The 16,230-nt window shown below is 34.6% G+C and carries 17 protein-coding genes; 2 read left to right on the top strand and 15 right to left on the bottom strand.

The features are described 5' to 3' along the window. Nucleotides 1–29 precede the first annotated feature (29 nt). The 8 genes from B3C18_RS13625 to B3C18_RS13660 form a co-directional block, all read right to left on the bottom strand. On the bottom strand, nt 30–1,634 hold the full coding sequence (locus tag B3C18_RS13625; protein ID WP_291147661.1) for a fumarate hydratase: 1,605 nt from the start codon (nt 1,632–1,634) through the stop codon (nt 30–32). 101 nt (nt 1,635–1,735) lie between these two features. Further along, a complete protein-coding gene (locus tag B3C18_RS13630) occupies nt 1,736–3,175 on the bottom strand; it encodes a nucleoside recognition domain-containing protein (RefSeq protein ID WP_073485906.1) in 1,440 nt (479 codons plus the stop codon). Nucleotides 3,176–3,285: 110 nt separating this feature from the next. Further along, nucleotides 3,286–4,359, bottom strand: coding sequence for a winged helix DNA-binding domain-containing protein (locus tag B3C18_RS13635; RefSeq protein ID WP_291147664.1), 1,074 nt, complete (start codon nt 4,357–4,359; stop codon nt 3,286–3,288). A gap of 178 nt (nt 4,360–4,537) precedes the next feature. Beyond that, nucleotides 4,538–5,251, bottom strand: a complete 714-nt coding sequence (locus tag B3C18_RS13640) for a 3'-5' exonuclease (RefSeq protein ID WP_291147666.1) — start codon at nt 5,249–5,251, stop codon at nt 4,538–4,540. Nucleotides 5,252–5,439: 188 nt separating this feature from the next. Next, nucleotides 5,440–5,916: a methylated-DNA--[protein]-cysteine S-methyltransferase gene (locus B3C18_RS13645; protein ID WP_291147668.1), complete on the bottom strand. Its 477-nt coding sequence runs from the start codon at nt 5,914–5,916 to the stop codon at nt 5,440–5,442. A 206-nt stretch (nt 5,917–6,122) separates the two neighbouring features. Then, complete coding sequence (locus B3C18_RS13650; RefSeq protein ID WP_291147670.1) at nt 6,123–6,956, bottom strand: NAD-dependent epimerase/dehydratase family protein; 834 nt, start codon at nt 6,954–6,956, stop codon at nt 6,123–6,125. Between the two features lie 155 nt (nt 6,957–7,111). Next, complete coding sequence (locus tag B3C18_RS13655; protein WP_291147672.1) at nt 7,112–7,561, bottom strand: GNAT family N-acetyltransferase; 450 nt, start codon at nt 7,559–7,561, stop codon at nt 7,112–7,114. Beyond that, nucleotides 7,546–8,448 (bottom strand): LysR family transcriptional regulator, encoded by a 903-nt coding sequence (locus B3C18_RS13660; RefSeq protein ID WP_291147674.1) that lies wholly within the window; start codon nt 8,446–8,448, stop codon nt 7,546–7,548. The genes B3C18_RS13655 and B3C18_RS13660 overlap by 16 nt, the downstream gene beginning before the upstream one ends. A 146-nt stretch (nt 8,449–8,594) precedes the next feature. On the opposite strand from B3C18_RS13660, the gene B3C18_RS13665 reads away from it, so the two are divergent. Next, nucleotides 8,595–8,990, top strand: a complete 396-nt coding sequence (locus B3C18_RS13665) for a rhodanese-like domain-containing protein (RefSeq protein ID WP_291147676.1) — start codon at nt 8,595–8,597, stop codon at nt 8,988–8,990. 52 nt (nt 8,991–9,042) lie between these two features. Here B3C18_RS13665 and B3C18_RS13670 read toward each other — a convergent pair whose 3' ends face one another. The 4 genes from B3C18_RS13670 to B3C18_RS13685 all read right to left on the bottom strand — a co-directional run bounded on the left by B3C18_RS13670 (nt 9,043) and on the right by B3C18_RS13685 (nt 13,967). Next, a complete protein-coding gene (locus B3C18_RS13670) occupies nt 9,043–9,462 on the bottom strand; it encodes an SRPBCC family protein (protein WP_291147678.1) in 420 nt (139 codons plus the stop codon). 224 nt (nt 9,463–9,686) lie between these two features. Then, entirely contained in the window at nt 9,687–12,083 is a 2,397-nt protein-coding gene (locus B3C18_RS13675) for a M28 family peptidase (protein ID WP_291147680.1), read from the bottom strand. A gap of 9 nt (nt 12,084–12,092) precedes the next feature. Beyond that, nucleotides 12,093–12,440 carry a hypothetical protein gene (locus B3C18_RS13680; RefSeq protein ID WP_056199732.1) on the bottom strand — a complete coding sequence of 116 codons (348 nt, stop codon included), beginning with the start codon at nt 12,438–12,440 and terminating at the stop codon, nt 12,093–12,095. Nucleotides 12,441–12,443: 3 nt separating this feature from the next. Next, nucleotides 12,444–13,967: a carbon-nitrogen hydrolase family protein gene (locus B3C18_RS13685; RefSeq protein ID WP_291147684.1), complete on the bottom strand. Its 1,524-nt coding sequence runs from the start codon at nt 13,965–13,967 to the stop codon at nt 12,444–12,446. Between the two features lie 175 nt (nt 13,968–14,142). Between B3C18_RS13685 and B3C18_RS13690 the strand changes: the two genes are divergently transcribed. Beyond that, on the top strand, nt 14,143–14,472 hold the full coding sequence (locus tag B3C18_RS13690) for a single-stranded DNA-binding protein (protein ID WP_291147686.1): 330 nt from the start codon (nt 14,143–14,145) through the stop codon (nt 14,470–14,472). A gap of 117 nt (nt 14,473–14,589) precedes the next feature. On the opposite strand, the gene B3C18_RS13695 is transcribed toward B3C18_RS13690, so the two are convergent. The 3 genes from B3C18_RS13695 to B3C18_RS13705 form a co-directional block, all read right to left on the bottom strand. Next, nucleotides 14,590–15,282, bottom strand: a complete 693-nt coding sequence (locus B3C18_RS13695) for a DUF2461 domain-containing protein (RefSeq protein ID WP_291147688.1) — start codon at nt 15,280–15,282, stop codon at nt 14,590–14,592. A 90-nt stretch (nt 15,283–15,372) separates the two neighbouring features. Further along, nucleotides 15,373–15,552, bottom strand: a complete 180-nt coding sequence (locus tag B3C18_RS13700; protein ID WP_291147690.1) for a hypothetical protein — start codon at nt 15,550–15,552, stop codon at nt 15,373–15,375. An 82-nt stretch (nt 15,553–15,634) separates the two neighbouring features. Continuing rightward, the gene (locus B3C18_RS13705; RefSeq protein ID WP_073485886.1) at nt 15,635–16,153 is read right to left on the bottom strand and encodes a ferritin; all 519 of its coding nucleotides are present in this window, start codon (nt 16,151–16,153) and stop codon (nt 15,635–15,637) included. Nucleotides 16,154–16,230: the final 77 nt, after the last annotated feature.

The following is a 16,230-nucleotide window of genomic DNA, read 5'->3' on the forward strand; positions in this document are numbered from 1 at the left end:
TTGTGTCTTAGCGTCTTTGGGGCAAAAACTTATAAATTTTCAAAGAAATCATTTCCTTTATCATCAGTGATAATAAAAGCAGGGAAATCTTTTACGGTGATTTTACGAACGGCTTCCATTCCTAATTCTTCAAAATCAACAACTTCAACTTTTAAGATATTGTCTTGTGCCAAAATAGCAGCCGGACCTCCAATAGAACCTAAATAGAATCCGCCGTATTTGTTACAGGCATCCGTAACTTGTTTCGTACGGTTTCCTTTGGCAAGCATAATCATACTTCCGCCATGTTTTTGGAATTCATCCACATAAACATCCATACGTCCAGCAGTTGTTGGTCCAAAACTTCCTGACGCCATTCCTTCCGGAGTTTTTGCCGGACCAGCATAATATACCGGATGGTTTTTAAAGTATTCCGGCATTGATTTTCCGGCATCTAGTAATTCTTTAATTTTTGCGTGCGCAATATCACGGGCAACAATTACAGTTCCGTTTAATTTTAAACGTGTTTTGATAGGATATTGAGATAATTTAGCCAAAATATCTGCCATTGGCTGATCTAAGTCAATTTCAACCGGAGCTTCTAAATGCGGAGCTGTTTCTGGTAAAAATTGTTTTGGATTTACTTCCAATTGCTCAACGAAGATTCCGTCTTTCGTAATTTTTCCTTTGATATTTCTATCGGCAGAACAAGAAACCCCTAATCCAACCGGGCATGAAGCAGCGTGACGCGGTAAACGAATTACACGAACGTCATGTGTGAAATATTTTCCTCCAAACTGAGCTCCAATTTCACTTTCCTGACAGATTTTCTGAACTCGTGCTTCCCATTCTAAATCACGGAATGCCTGACCCGCCATATTTCCAGATGTCGGTAAGTGATCATAATATCCTGCAGATGCTTTTTTAACAGCACTTAAGTTTGCTTCCGCAGAAGTTCCGCCAATAACCAAAGCTAAGTGGTAAGGTGGACAAGCTGAAGTTCCTAAATCTTTGATTTTTGCTCTCACAAAAGCGTCCATAGATTTATCGTTTAATAGCGATTTGGTCTGTTGGTACAAGTAAGTCTTATTTGCAGAACCACCGCCTTTTGCCATAAACAGGAATTCGTATGAAGTTCCTTTTTTAGCATATATATCAATTTGTGCCGGAAGATTTGAGCCAGAGTTTTTCTCTTCAAACATCGATATCGGCACAATTTGAGAATAACGCAAATTGCGTTTTTGGTATGTATTGAAAATACCACGGCTTAACCATTCAGCATCATCAACACCCGTAAAGATGCTTTCGCCTTTTTTAGCCATTACGATCGCAGTTCCGGTATCCTGGCAGCTTGGTAACTGACCTTCGGCAGCAACCGAAGCATTTTGAAGTAAATTGTAAGCTACAAAACGATCATTGTCTGTCGCCTCAGGATCGTCAAGAATATTTCTTAGTTTTTGCAAATGTGTCGTTCTAAGCATGAACGAAACATCCGTTAAGGCTTCTTCAGCCAGTAATTCTAAACCTTTTGGATCAACGGTTAAAATTTCACGTTCTCCAAATTGTTCCACTTTTACAAAATCAGAGGTGATTTTGCGGTACTGCGTATCATCCTTTAAAATTGGGTAAGGATCTTGGTATATAAAATCAATCATTTCTTTGTTTTTTTACAAAGTTAGAAATTATTTACCTAAGAAAGAATTTGAATTAGGGGCTTGTATTTATAATTTAAACCCCATTTAATTGAAAATATTTTTTAAAAAAACCAAGTCGCCACAAAAATCGCCGTAATCACACAAATTAAATCTACCAAAAGCATAGTGCCTAAAGCATAACGGGTATTTTTGATATTAACCGAACCAAAATAAACTGCGATTACATAAAAAGTACTTTCGGCGCTGCATTGAAAAATACTGCTCAGTCTCGCCGTTAAAGAATCGGCACCAAAAGTATTCATCGAATCGATTAAGAATCCGCGGGAACCCGCAGAACTAAACGGACGAAGCATGGCAACAGGTAACGCATTCGTGATTTCTTTACTTACTCCCATATTTGAGAAAACAAAAGCAATTCCGTCGCTGATAATTTCAAATAAACCGCTGTTTCTGAATAAAGAAATAGCAACCAGCATTCCCAAAACATAAGGGAAAATAGTTACTCCGGTTTTCACTCCATTATTTGCACCAACAACAAAAGTGTCAAAAACAGTTGTGTTAGCTTCGCTGAATTTCTTTTCGTTTTTGAATGAAAATATCAAAGTAAAAGCAATAATGGCAATTAAAATTAATCCCGAAAGGTTAGAGGTAAAGTAGTTTTTTCCGATTAAGTCCAAATGATTAACATACATCAGCAAACCAACAATGGCGGCGATTAATCCCATTAAGACGATAAGAAGAGAAGCACTCTTGAAATTGATTTTTTGCTTAATCCCCACAATTAAAAACGCAGCAATAGTTCCAATGAAAGAAGTAATGATGCAAGGCAGCATAACATCGGCAGGATTACTTGCATTTGCAGCCGCGCGATATCCAATAATCGAAGTTGCAATTAGAGTTAAACCTGAAGCATGAAGACACATAAACATAATTTGCGCATCACTCGCTTTGTCTTTATCGGGATTTATTTCCTGTAAACTTTCCATCGCTTTTAATCCAAATGGCGTTGCAGCCGAATCTAATCCGAGGAAATTAGCAGCAAAGTTCAAAGTCATGTAGGATATTGAAGGGTGATTTTTAGGAATACTTGGAAACACCTTTACAAATACCGGACTCAATAGTTTTGCCAGATTTCCAGAAGCTCCGGAAACGATTAAAAGTTCCATTAATCCGCAAAAGAAAGCCAAATAAGCAATAAGTGGCAGAATTAAATCAACTAAAGTGCTTTTACAAGTTGGCAGTAAACCATCAGACTTTTGAAGACCGCTGTATATTTTTACAGTTTTGCTTTTGTAAACATAAGTTGTGTCGGCATTAAGCGTATCACGATTGATAATCATAGTTTGATCTGGCGCTTTTTTTATACTGTCTTTAATGAAAGCCGGAAGTTCATGAATGTATTTTTCAGAAACCAAAACAGGATCATCTTTCTTTCCATTTAAAACAGAATCAATCGTATAAGTATTCGCAGTAAATAAACTGACTACAATAAAAACAATCGAAGAAATAAAAATAACTAACCAAAATCTACTTAATACCATAATGCTATTTTTTTGTAAATGTAATTATTTAGGCAGAATATGCACAAAGATTTTATTCCTGAAAAGAGAAGTATTTCTAAGAAAGCTCAGACTTTTAGTGAAATTTCAAATTATTCGATAACAATTTTAGTTTTTAAGTAGTTTTCAAAAGCTTTAATTCCTTCAAATAGGATATGTTTTTTTGAGCTTTCAGTTTCATTAAAAAACTCGGTTTCGATTTTGGCGTGATCTTTTTTAAATGTTCGTTTCCATATTCCAATCACTTTTCCATTTTCAAGAATTATCGGTTTAAAGATGCCATTATTGGTAAAAACTTTATTTTGATGTTCAGATAAAAAAGAAGCTTCTCTGGTTTTATATGAAATCAAAATTTCATCAAAAGCTGGAAGAAAGTGAATGCTTTCCTTGAAGTTAACCTTTTCAATGTTTTGATTTACAAAGTAATATTTTTGATTATCAATTTCGAAAAACTCTAATTGCAACTTTATTGCATCAATGATGTTTTTGCAGACAGTAGGCGGAAAACCAGACCACCATGAAAAATCTAGCAAAGTTGCAGGGCCGTGACTTTCAAAATAGCGTTTAGCTAATTTTGCCAAACCTTCTTCTTTTGTTAATTTGGTTTTCGGTTTTTGAACACGTTCTTCAAGTAAGGCGTAGGTGATTTTTTTGCCTTTCATTCTGCCGTTGCAAACCAAACCATCTTGTTCTGCATGCATCATAATTGCAGCACTTAGAAAATCTTCTTTTGAAGTTCTTTTAATGCCAAGTTCCTGCATAATTTCATCCCGGTTCAAATGATTGTTTCCAGATAATAGTTTTTCGATAGCATTATTAGCCTGGTTTAGTTTTTTATCATCAAAACCAAATTTCTTAGCACCAGAAACAGTCATTCTTTTTACCTGAGGACCGGCAAGATCTAACATCCAGTAAATATCTTCGGCAGCAACAAAATGCCAGGTTGGTCGCAAAATATGAGTTCTGATTATTTGTGCCGAGTTTATAGCTTCTTCGATTTCTTTTTCAGAAGAATCACAACGGGAACCAATCGCCCATTTTGCCATTGCATAATCCTGAGCCTGCATCGCGCCAAAATGATGCACAATTTCTTGAGGAGAACATTTGTCTGTTTTATAAAGCTTCTGCGAAACAAGACGATGATGTGAAATTTCCGAATGTGTCATCTTTCAAATTTTTATTAAACCATATAAGTTATATAAGTTCATTTAATTTTGCGCCTCAAAATCTTTGCTCTTCAAACATAACTTTTTATTAAGTCATATAAGAAATATAAGTTCATTTAATTATAGCTTCAAAATCTTAGAATCTCAGCGCCTTAGTATCTTAGAATCTCAAAAAAAACTATACATGAATTATTTCATCATCAATCAATAAATCTTCAAGGCGTAAACGAAGGAAAATCTGCGCTACGGCGATTGTATCTTTTTCACAATACGTTATAATTCGGTCTATGTCTTTTTCGACATAATAAACGTGTGCGACCTGACTTCCGTCAATATCGCCTTTTGGCGATGGAACTCCGAGAATCTTAGTCAAAAGCTTTAAAGAAGTAAAATGCTTGTAATCGCCAAATTTCCATAATTCTAAAGTATCAAGATGTGCAATTTCCCAAGGTTTTTTGCCGAATAAATTCAGCTTATCCGGAATTGCGATTTGATTGATAATCATTCGACGCGCGATAAATGGAATATCAAATTCTTTTGCATTATGTCCGCATAAAATATGCTGCGGCTGATTGAAATGATTGTTCAGCAGATTATTAAAGTCTTTCAGGATCTTTTTTTCTTCTCCAAAAAAAGAAGTTACCCTAAAATTTCGAACATCACCTTTGATCGTAAAATAGCCAACCGAAATGCAAATTATCTTTCCGAATTCTGCCCAAATTCCGGCGCGATCATAAAATTCTTCAGGCGTAAAATCGTCTTTTCGCTGATACTGAGTTTTTAAATCCCAAAGAGACTTCATTTCTTCATCAAGAGAATTGAAGTTTTCTTCTTCCGGAACGGTTTCTATATCAAGAAAGAGAATGTTATTAAGGTTTATTTTTTCAATCATATTTTTTTGCCACGAATTTCACGAATTTTCACTAATTCTTTGTGGATATAAATGTACAATAATTTGATTTTTTTTCGGGCACGAATTTACGAATTGAATGAATTTTCTTTAAATAAAGAAATTTTTTAAATCATAATTATGAAAGAAAAAAATTAGTGAAAATTAGTGGAATTCGTGGCGAACACTTTTTAGAACAAACTCTGTTGTGCAGAAGGGCTTTCGTGTTCAAGAAGCCATTTTTTGCGGGACAGCCCACCGGCGTAACCGGTCAATGAACCATTTGTTCCAATAACTCTGTGGCAGGGAACGACAATCCAAAGCGGATTTTTACCATTTGCCGAAGCTACAGCACGAATTGCTTTTATATCGCCAAGCTTTTTGGTTTGATCCATGTAACTTACTGTTTTTCCGTATGGAATTTCCAGTAATGCTTTCCATACTTTTTGTTGGAATTCGGTGCCTTTTGGATTTAGTTTTAAATCGAAATCGGTTCTTTTTCCTTCGAAATATTCTTCGAGCTGCGAAACGGCATCTTTTAAAACTTTTGGGATTTTCTTTGAAACTTCATTTGTGCCAACATCAGAAACAGAGATTACTGCAATACCATCTTCATCTCCAACTATCTTGGTGATTCCTAAAGGCGAATTAACATAGACTGTTTCCATAGTTTTAACTGTAAAGTTTTTACCGCAAAGACGCGAAGGTTTCGCAAAGTTCGCAAAGTTTTTTTTAAACCATATAAGTTATGTAAGTAATTTAAGTTTTATTGTTTTAAAGGTTAAAAAGTTTACACTATTGTCACCCTGAGCGAAGTCGAAGGATTATGGAAACAAAAGGGCTTCGACTTCGCTCAGCCTGACATTCGGAGTTTTTAATAATTTTCCAGCTTAAATCGATAATTTAAAATGGTTTCGATTTTTTCGCTTGAAATAATCTTTTTAATGTTTGATTTTTCAGAACTGAATTTTGGTAAAACTAAGTTTTGTTCTTTTGCTTTTTGAGTGTAATATTCTTCTCTACTTGGGTGAAAAGGTGCAGCCGCGTTGAAAACTTCATTCCATTTTGATTGGTTTATGATTTCTTCAATAATTGCAATGCAGTCTTTTTGATGAATTAAATTTATTGGAGCATCGGGATTTTCTAGGTTTTCTTTTCCTGCTAAAAACTTAACTGGATGTCGTTCTTCGCCAATTAATCCGCCGAAACGCAAGATCGTGGTATCGAAATTTTGATTTTTTTGAAGAATTGCTTCTGCTAAAACCAATTGTTTTCCACTTTCTGTTTCCGGGTTTGGTGTTGTTTCTTCTGTAATCAATTCGTTTTCATCTCCATAAACCGAAGTTGAACTTACAAAAAGGACTTTTGAAATACTTGATTTCTCTATAAACGGAATTAGGTTTTCGATTTTCTGAACAAAAATCTTATTAGACTCTGATGAAACAGCTCGCAATTTTGGCGGAATGTCAATAATCAGGATTTCGCTTTCGGCTAAAAAATCAGTAATGTTTTTAGAACTATCTTCATTTTCAAGTATTCCTTCGACTTCGCTCAGGATGACAAGAAATGGATTTATTCCAGCATCTTTTAAAATAGAAAGTTTATTTTCTGAAGTCGTAGACCCTTTTACCGAATTTCCTTTTTCGATTAGTTTTTTCGCCAAAGGCAAACCTAGCCACCCACAGCCTAATATGCTTATTTGTTTCATTTCTTTTTTGAGATTCAAAGACTCAAAGGTACGAAAGATTCAAAGGTTTTTCGTTTCACGCAGATTCAACAGATTTAAAAAATCATTTTAATCCTTTTAATCTGTGGCTATAAATAAAAAACTTTCCGTTTTTTCGAGATTAAATTTTCAGATAATTACAAATCCAGAAAAAAGCAAACTTTGTCTTTTCCTTTTGCGCCAATTCTTTGATAGAATTTAATAGCTCTTTCATTAAATTGTGGCGTTCGCCATTGCATGTTGACGCAGTTTTTTTCTTTTCCGATTTGTTTTAATTTATTAATTAGAACTTCTCCAATTCCAAAATTTCGAGCTTCTTCTTCTAAAAACAAACAATCCATATAAATAAAATCACCTGCGCTCCAGGTTGAGTAAGTAAAATTATAAGAAACATAACCCACAATATCATTATCGGTCGCAACAACTAAACAAAATAATTTAGGGTTTTCACTAAATAAAGCTTCTTTTAAACCTTCTTCTTTTCCTTTTGAATCGTAATCGGCTTTCTCAAATTCAGCATGTTTTTGGCATAGAATCACCAATTTTGGTAAATCGGCTATTTCGCAACTTCTTATTGAATATTCCATTGCAGGTTAATTTCGTTTTGTAGAAAATTAATAAAATGCTGAAAATAATCCGGATACATTTCGTTTGCTCTTGTTGCGATGAAATGTTTACGTTTTAAGCCATTTTTGCCCACTTTTACCGCTTTAATTGGATTATTCTTTAAATGTGGTTGTAATGCCCATTTTGCCATCGACATAACGCCCATATCGGCTTTTACCATTTCAAGAGAAGCTTCTGTTAGCGGAAGCGGTGTTACCTTTTTCGGCGTTACTTTGGCTGGAGCCAAAACAAACTGATGAATGGTAACCGTTTCCATCGGAAGGGAATGAATAATTAAATGTTCGTTGATGAAATCTTCGGCAACGACATATTTTTTATCTGCCCACGGATGATTTTCAGAAACCGCCATTACGACTTCGTCCTGAAAAAGTTCGATATATTTTATATGATTGTCTTTTATCGTATCGCTTACAATGGCAATGTCAATCGTGTTTTCTAAAAGCTTTTGCAGCGGAATATGAGTTGCTTCGGTTACGATTTTCAGTTCAACATTGGGATATAAAAGATGAAATTGTTTTAAAACCGGCGGAAGCCAGTGGTAACTCGAGAAACATTCGGTGCTGATTCTGATTTCGCCATATTCGCCATAAACCATTTGCTTGATCTGTGTTTCTGCCTGTGAAAGTTTATCCAGAATTTCATTGGCCAATTCATAGATTTTTTCGCCAGCCTTTGTGAGAACCAGTTTTTTGTTAGTTCTTAAAAAAATAGCTGTACCTAATTGATATTCCGCTTCTTTAAGCTGATGACTCAAAGCCGATTGTGTCAAATGAAGTTTGTCTATAGCTTTTGTAATGCTTCCTTCTTCAACAATTGCTTTTATCAATTTTAGGTGGCGTATTTCCATTTTTTGAGATTTATATACAAAGGAACAAAATTTTAGACTGGCTTTTGCATGAAAAAAACTAATGCGGTTCATGAATTCTTTTCGTTTTTATGCGAGGAATTCTTGAGTTACTTTTGAAAAAACAAAAACAACAAAACAAAGAAATCATGGAGGAACAAATTAAATTTTACGAACAAAAGTTAGCCTTTGAAATGGATCCGTCGGATTTATTTGATGCTTTAAATAATGATGAAAAAGTAATTGCGCTTGACGCCAGAAAAGCTTTTGGGTTTGAGGCAGAACATATTCCGGGTGCGATTAATATTCCGCATCGTGAAATGTCTGCAGAAACAACAAAACATTTAGATAAAGATATTTTATATGTTACTTATTGTGATGGAATTGGCTGTAATGCTTCGACAAAAGGAGCATTAAATATGACAAAACTAGGCTTTAAGGTAAAAGAACTAATTGGCGGAATCGAGTGGTGGAAGTTTGACGGTTATGCCACCAAAGGAATAAAAGGAATTGAATCTGGGTTACAGATTGAATGTGCTTGTTAAATAGAAAGGCAGACTTTTGGTATGGTCTGCCTTTCAATATTTGAAAATAATTTTAAGATTCAATAATAGCTTTTAAACTCTGAAGAATTGGATTTTCTTCGCCTTGAGGTTTTTCCTGAACTGCTCCCGGACGATTGTCTTCCTGAATTATTTCGAGTTTTATTTTTTGATCTTCTTCAGATAAAACATAACTCATTATGAAATAATTTTCGGGTTTGTCTTCTAGTTCGGGTCTTGGGAAAAACAATGAATATTTTATTTTTTGATTTGGAGAAACTTCTAAAACCGTTCCCCATTGCTCAAAAACCTGACCTTCCCATTCATTTCTAAATCGGATTTCATTTCCCACTTTCCAATCTGTGATTAAATCACTTCCGTATTGCCATTGTTTAACTAGTTCTGGTTTTGTCAATGCATTCCAGACTTTTTCTATTGGCGCACTTAAAAATATTGTAGAAACATTTGTTGCCATAGTACATTTTTATTATTTGTCAGTTGTCTGATTATTTCAACAATTACTATTATAGCACCAATCAACATATAGAAAATATGATGCATTGACTGGTATTGACTAAAATAATCTTTTGTAAAAAATTTTCCGTTTTTAGAACTTAAAGATCTATACATCAAAATACATAATACAAAAAGCAGAAGAAACAATGTTGTTAAATCAAGACCTTCCAAATTATATATTTATTATTCTGGCTTTATAACCGGTTTTATTAAACTATCTTTTGCAATTACGGCACTGTCCTGCACTGGTGCAGGTTGTACTGGCGGATTTACCGGAGCTGTATATCTCTTGATTTTTTGCTGAATCATAACCGCATCATTTAAAACAAATGGCGTTGGCATCATCCAGTCACTTCTTGGATTTACTTTCAATAAAGGATTTGTCATCAAATCGAATGAACTTTCAATTAAATCCATATCAAAAATAGACGATTTATTGATGTAGAATTCCATAAGCAGCGGTTCGTTCCCTACAACATAATAACACAGTACGCGCATTCCGTCTCGTTCTAAACGATTTGTTTTTGCACCAGAAGTTGAAACGCCGTTAGCTTTAAAGTTGTAAAAGGTCATTTTTGGATTGGCGTAGATATCGTAACGGTTTACTTTTCTGTTTGGCGTTATCTGGATTTTGATATATCTGTTATTACCTACAACACTGTCTTTTAAGAAAGAAATAGTAGGTTTTGGAATATCCACAACAGGAGCAATGGCGCTGTATGTAAATGCAGAATTATATTTACTAGCAATAGGAAGACTGTTTAAGCCTACCGCTTTTTGGTTTTTCTGACCTAAATAAGATTTCGTCCAGTCGTCCAAATTTACATCATAAGTTGCCCAAAGTGCTGAGTTTGTATTGGCATTGTAAACGTAAAGTAAGCTGTTTGATTTTGCTTTTCCGTGTTCGTATCCTGAATTATATCCGGCGTAGATAAAAAAGCCAATCGATGCAGCAAAGAAAACCATAATCCATGCCCCTTTTTTAGCAAAAGTATTGAATATTGGCAATAATAATCCGAAGAGAAGAACGGTTAAAACAGCACTTCCAAAAAGTATTTTTAATCCTAAACCAATAGGAAACATGACAATAAACGGCGCAATAATCGCTAAAGCCGGAATGCTGAAAATTAAATTCATTCCCAAACTGTAATGCTGCGTAAAAACAAAAATTCCGAATAAAAGAATTCCGAAATAAACCGGAATAATTAAGAATCCTGCTCCGGTTAAGCTGTTTGCTAAAAATCCGTTTATAAAAATCCAAAGTAACAAAGGCGCTACGAAATGGTTCATCGTAATTTTAGCATCAGAAAAATGATGGTAAAAAGCAAAACAAATCGCAATGCTTAATGTTACAAATGCACCAATGTAAGCGTGGCCGTTATATGTAAATCCGTTTAAGAGATCAGAATACTGCGGATAGATTTCTAAAATAATTTTCCATCCTAAAAAAGTAACTAAACCAGCTATAATTAAAGATCCCAAAAGCGGAACGAATCCTTTGAATATTTCTCTTAGAGTAATCATTCTTTTGGCTTTTCCGATAAACATGAAAAGGACTAATAAACCAAAAGCGATTAAAGTCATTGGCATTACCCAGGAAAACGGATAACTGATGAAAGAAAACGGAGCGCTGAAATAAACATAATCTTCTGTCGAAGCGGTTTGGTTTAAATCAGCATTTGCGAAGTATCTTAATAATGGCATCAAATAAGAACCTTGATGCGCGAGAGTCATTTTATTTAAGTGCTGAACATCGTCCTGCTGTGTGTGATAATTGTAATGTCCGTCGATAAAAGCGAAATTAAACCCCTGAATATTTCCCTGTTGTCTAAAAACGGTTAAGTCGGTATCGTTTGGAAGCATTTTATAAATGCTGTACATCAATGAGTTTGATACCGGATAAGATGCTTTTGCTTTTGTAAATTCCTGTACAAGTGCCTGATTTCCTTTGTTGGTTTCCATCAGCATATAACTTGGTCCCGAAGTTCCTCTTGCCTCGAAGTTTAAAACCAAACCTACATCTTTTGCCCAAGGATGTTTATTTACAAAAAGAGCAGCGCCGTTTAAACCTAATTCTTCAGCATCTGAAAAAAGAATAATGATATCATTTTTTTGAGGTTCTTTAGCATATAAAAAAGCTCTGATTCCTTCCAAAATTGTAGCAACTCCAGATGCATCATCGCTTGCGCCTTTTGAAAAAGAATGCGGTGCACTGTCATAATGAGAAAGTAATAAAAGTGCTTTTGAACTATTTGTTCCTTTGATTCTTGCAAGAATATTTTTAGATTTTACTAAAAGCCCTTTATCATTAAGAGTAAAACCTTCCTGAACACTCGTTTCTAATCCAATTCTGTTTAGCTCCAGTTTAAGATAATTGGCTACTAATTCATGATTTGTCGAACCCACATAATGCGGTTTTTGCGCAATAATTTCAACCTGATTTAAAGCTCGTTCCGTCGAAAAATCAGCAAGAGCTTCATCATTTTTTGAAATGTATTGCGGCATCATTGTGGCATAAATGATACCTAAAATGGCTAGAATTAAGACAACTGCCAGAATCGAGGTGGGGTTTTTTCTCATGATGAATAACTAAATTTCTTTTTTAACAAGCATATAATAATCATTGTCCAAAGACCTATATCCTTGGTCGTACAAGAAATAGTAGGTATTCCCTGTTTTGGTTTGCAAGATATTAGTAAAGAAATCAAAATCAAAACCTTTATTAATCATTTTCTCCCTAGTTGCTTTTGATTTTCCGTCAACATTTAGCTCTGACAAAATACGGTAATTTTTTCGTAATTTGTTGTTTACATTTCGCATGAAATTGTTGCTGTCTTTATTAATTTTATTGTTGTAGGCATTTCGACAATTGTCTGAGCAGAACTTTTTATCTTCACGACCTACAAGTTTTTCTGCACATTCAAGGCAAGTTCTCATCGATTACGTTTTTTTAATTTGATATAAATCGGTTCTTCTATCCTTTAAAATTCGTACACTTCCGTGTTCATGAAGGTTTTTCAGCAAGTCTAAATCGACATCAACAATCAGCGTCATTTCGGTATTTGGAGTTGCTTCTGCTTTGATTCCGTTACTTGGAAAAGCAAAATCAGAAGGCGTAAAAACCGAAGCCTGTGCATATTGAATGTCCATATTATTTACTTTCGGAAGGTTTCCAACGCAGCCTGCAATGGCAACATAACATTCGTTTTCGATAGCACGTGCCTGCGAACAATGTTTAACTCGAGTATACGCATTTTGTGTATCGGTTAAAAACGGAACAAAAAGAATATTCATTCCTTCATCTGCCAATAATCTTGATAGCTCCGGGAATTCAACATCGTAGCAAATCAAAATTCCAATTTTACCACAATCGGTATCATAAGTTTTGAATTCAGATCCGCCTTTCATTCCCCAATGATGCACTTCATTTGGAGTTATGTGTATTTTGTAATACATCTCAGAAGTTCCGTCTCTTTTGCATAAAAAACCAACGTTATACAAAACACCATTTTCAAGGTGCGGCATACTTCCGGTTATGATGTTGATATTGTACGAAATGGCAAATTCCTGAAAACGCTTTCTAATTGGATCGGAGTGTCTGGCTAATTCCCGAATTGCTTCGGCTTCTGATAAATGATTGAAATCGGCCATTAAAGGCGCCGTGAAAAGTTCTGGGAATAATGCAAAATCACTTCCGTAACCAGAAACAACATCGATGAAAAATTCGGCTTGTTCAAAAAGTGCTTCAACATTATTGAGCTGACGCATCTGCCATTGAATTAATCCCAATCGAATAATACTTTTTCCAGAATTAATCAATTTCGGACTTTCATCATAATAAACATTGTTCCATTCCAGCAAAACCGCAAATTCTTTCGATTCTTCATCACCTTCCAAATAATTTTTGATGATGCGCAGAACGTGAAAATCATTGCTTAACTGAAAAGAAAGCACAGGATCATGAAGTTCTTTATCTTTTACTTTTTCAATATAAGTTCTTGGTGTTAACTTGCCAGAATGTTGATTGTAATTTGGAATTCTGCCTGCAAAAACAATCGCTTTTAAGTTTAATTGTTCGCAAAGTTCTTTTCGGGCATCATAAAGACGTCGGCCCAAACGAAGGCCGCGATAGTTGGGATGAATGAAAACATCAATTCCGTATAAAATTTCACCGTCGGGATTATGAGTCGAGAAAGTATAGTCGCCAACAATTTGTCTGTAATTGTGTCTTTTGTCGACTAACTTTTCATCGACAATAAGCGATAATGCCGAGCCAACAACAACGCCGTCGACTAACATTACCAATTGTCCTTCGGGAAATATTTTGAGTAATTTTTTGATATCGTTTGATCTCCAATAATTATTGGCCATTTCAGGATACGATTCAACCATTGAATTTTTCAATTGTTTATAATCTTCAAACGCAAGGTTTCGTAACTCTACTTTTTTAATTTCTGTCTGCATATATGTACGATTTATCTCAAATATAGCAAAAATAATTTCCATTTACAAACGCTTACAAATAATTACAACCGAAAGTAAATAGTTTGCAACCGAATATTTTGAGAGAACGACCGCACCTTTGCCTCGTTGAAATTAATCAGCGAATTTTTATAGGAACATTTAAATAGTATACGCCATGAATGCAATGAAAAACAGAGTACAACTTATTGGTAACGTAGGACAAGATCCTGAAATTAGAACATTAGACAACGGAAGAAAACTGGCTCATTTGAGTATCGCCACAAACGAAACTTACAAAAATGATAAAGGTGAAAAGGTAGAACAAACCGAATGGCATCGAGTTACAGCCTGGGGGAAAACAGCCGAAATCATTGAGAGATTTGTAGTGAAAGGAAAAGAAGTTGCTGTTGACGGAAAGCTAACGCACAGAAGTTACGATGACAAAAATGGAGAAAAGAGATATGTTACCGAAGTTGTTGTAAACGAGATTTTGCTTCTTAAATAAATAATCTCTCATTAAGCGCCACGAAACCCGACAGGTTTATTACTAACTCGTCTGTACAGCAAACCCGACAGGTTTTTAAAACCTGTCGGGTTTAACTTTTGCGATAAAAAATACAGTCTATAAAACCGAAGCTCCATTTATATCAGTCGAAAGCACTTCGCTCATATAATCGAAAAAAGGCCTCATATTTTGGAAAGTTTCTAAAGCTTGTTCTAAAAATTTTGGACTCAAAACTTCCTCATCTGTAAATCGCTTGATGATTAAATATTGTTTGAAACGAAGTAAATCGATAGCTTCATGATCTTTATCAAAACCTTTTGGTGCTGTTTTAAGCTGTTCGCCTTGCAGAACTCCAAAAGTATTTTTAAAAGATTTTGAGTTTAATATTTTTTTGAATGTTTCAGGATCGTGAGCAAACTCGCTTCTTATGCGTTTTAGATCAGCAGCATTTGGACCCCAAAAGCCACCGATTAGGGAAGTGTTTCCTTTTTCAATATGAAAATAATATCCGCCTCTGCGTGCGCTTGTGGCTCGTTTATAACTTCCGCCCCAATAAGCTTTAAATGGAGTTTTGTCTTTAGAAAATCGAATATCACGATAAATTCTATAAACGCTTCTTTTTCCAGATTGAGTTTCTAAAACATCTGTTTTAGAAAGTTCCTGTAGAAGTGCTCCCGCAAAAGTTTCAATGTGATTTAATTCGACTAAATACTTTGGTTTGTTCTCTTCAAACCAAGGTTTGTTATTGTTTTGTTTGAGCTGAGATAAAAAATCAAGACTTGATTTTGGTATAGTGATTTGGTTTTTCATAATGGAATAGAAGACTCTTTTAAAATCAAAAGACGAATATAATTAAAATTAAAAACCCACCAGATTTCTTGGTGGGTTTTCTATATTTTGTTAAGCAGTTTTTTTGAATAAATCAAACATAGGACAGCGTGAGCAGCGTTTCTTTTCACTTTTCTTATATTTCTCACAACAAGAAGATTTACAGTTTTCAATCTTCTTAATTTTATCAAGGATATCAGCGTTCTTTTTTTTCTTTTTATCCTTTTTCTTGTCTTTGTCTTTCTTGCCCACTTTTCCTCTGTATTAGTAAAAACAGAGGCAAATATAAACGAAAAAAGTTATTTTTAAATATTCTAAATAAACTTTAACTTTTTTATTTTGGATTAATAGCAATCGAACTTGTAACTGTTAACTGCTGAATATCACGGTCGAACAAGTAAAGTCCGCCTTTATCGTCTCCAATCAAGTTGATTTTGTCTAAGATAGATTTAGCTGTAGCTTCTTCTTCGATTTGTTCAGAAACATACCATTGTAAGAAATTATGTGTTGCATAATCTTTTTCTTCAAAAGTTATGTGTACCAATTCGTTGATAGATTGCGAAACAAAAAGTTCATGATTATAAAGTTCCTCAAACATTTCCTTAAATGTAGAATAAGATGTTTTTGGCGCTTTTAGATCTGTAATATGAGCGTGTCCTCCGCGTTCGTTCACATATTTTATTAGTTTAAGCATATGTGCGCGCTCTTCATCTGATTGTGTGTACATAAATTGAGCGATTCCCTCTAATCCGTGTACTTCAGCCCAACAAGCCATAGAAAGATAAGTTTGCGAAGATTCTGCTTCTATGCGGATCTGCTTATTTAAAGCTGTTTCAATATTTTTTGATAGCATAATGATGTCTTTTTTGTAAAATTAACAAAAATATTCCAAACCATTTTTTCAAACCTTGAAAACATTGAGGCATTTGG

This window comes from Flavobacterium sp. UBA7680, assembly GCF_002482975.1.
Classification (GTDB): Bacteria; Bacteroidota; Bacteroidia; order Flavobacteriales; family Flavobacteriaceae; genus Flavobacterium.

What these genes read in the sequence shown, in the direction of transcription:
- B3C18_RS13655 (WP_291147672.1), bottom strand. Translation starts at nt 7,561, where the DNA reads ATGGAATATTCAATAAGAAGTTGCGAAATAGCCGATTTACCAAAATTG.
- B3C18_RS13680 (WP_056199732.1), bottom strand. Translation starts at nt 12,440, where the DNA reads ATGAGAACTTGCCTTGAATGTGCAGAAAAACTTGTAGGTCGTGAAGAT.
- B3C18_RS13695 (WP_291147688.1), bottom strand. Translation starts at nt 15,282, where the DNA reads ATGAAAAACCAAATCACTATACCAAAATCAAGTCTTGATTTTTTATCT.
- B3C18_RS13630 (WP_073485906.1), bottom strand. Translation starts at nt 3,175, where the DNA reads ATGGTATTAAGTAGATTTTGGTTAGTTATTTTTATTTCTTCGATTGTT.
- B3C18_RS13635 (WP_291147664.1), bottom strand. Translation starts at nt 4,359, where the DNA reads ATGACACATTCGGAAATTTCACATCATCGTCTTGTTTCGCAGAAGCTT.
- B3C18_RS13645 (WP_291147668.1), bottom strand. Translation starts at nt 5,916, where the DNA reads ATGGAAACAGTCTATGTTAATTCGCCTTTAGGAATCACCAAGATAGTT.
- B3C18_RS13640 (WP_291147666.1), bottom strand. Translation starts at nt 5,251, where the DNA reads ATGATTGAAAAAATAAACCTTAATAACATTCTCTTTCTTGATATAGAA.
- B3C18_RS13660 (WP_291147674.1), bottom strand. Translation starts at nt 8,448, where the DNA reads ATGGAAATACGCCACCTAAAATTGATAAAAGCAATTGTTGAAGAAGGA.
- B3C18_RS13625 (WP_291147661.1), bottom strand. Translation starts at nt 1,634, where the DNA reads ATGATTGATTTTATATACCAAGATCCTTACCCAATTTTAAAGGATGAT.
- B3C18_RS13705 (WP_073485886.1), bottom strand. Translation starts at nt 16,153, where the DNA reads ATGCTATCAAAAAATATTGAAACAGCTTTAAATAAGCAGATCCGCATA.
- B3C18_RS13670 (WP_291147678.1), bottom strand. Translation starts at nt 9,462, where the DNA reads ATGGCAACAAATGTTTCTACAATATTTTTAAGTGCGCCAATAGAAAAA.
- B3C18_RS13675 (WP_291147680.1), bottom strand. Translation starts at nt 12,083, where the DNA reads ATGAGAAAAAACCCCACCTCGATTCTGGCAGTTGTCTTAATTCTAGCC.
- B3C18_RS13665 (WP_291147676.1), top strand. Translation starts at nt 8,595, where the DNA reads ATGGAGGAACAAATTAAATTTTACGAACAAAAGTTAGCCTTTGAAATG.
- B3C18_RS13650 (WP_291147670.1), bottom strand. Translation starts at nt 6,956, where the DNA reads ATGAAACAAATAAGCATATTAGGCTGTGGGTGGCTAGGTTTGCCTTTG.
- B3C18_RS13685 (WP_291147684.1), bottom strand. Translation starts at nt 13,967, where the DNA reads ATGCAGACAGAAATTAAAAAAGTAGAGTTACGAAACCTTGCGTTTGAA.
- B3C18_RS13690 (WP_291147686.1), top strand. Translation starts at nt 14,143, where the DNA reads ATGAATGCAATGAAAAACAGAGTACAACTTATTGGTAACGTAGGACAA.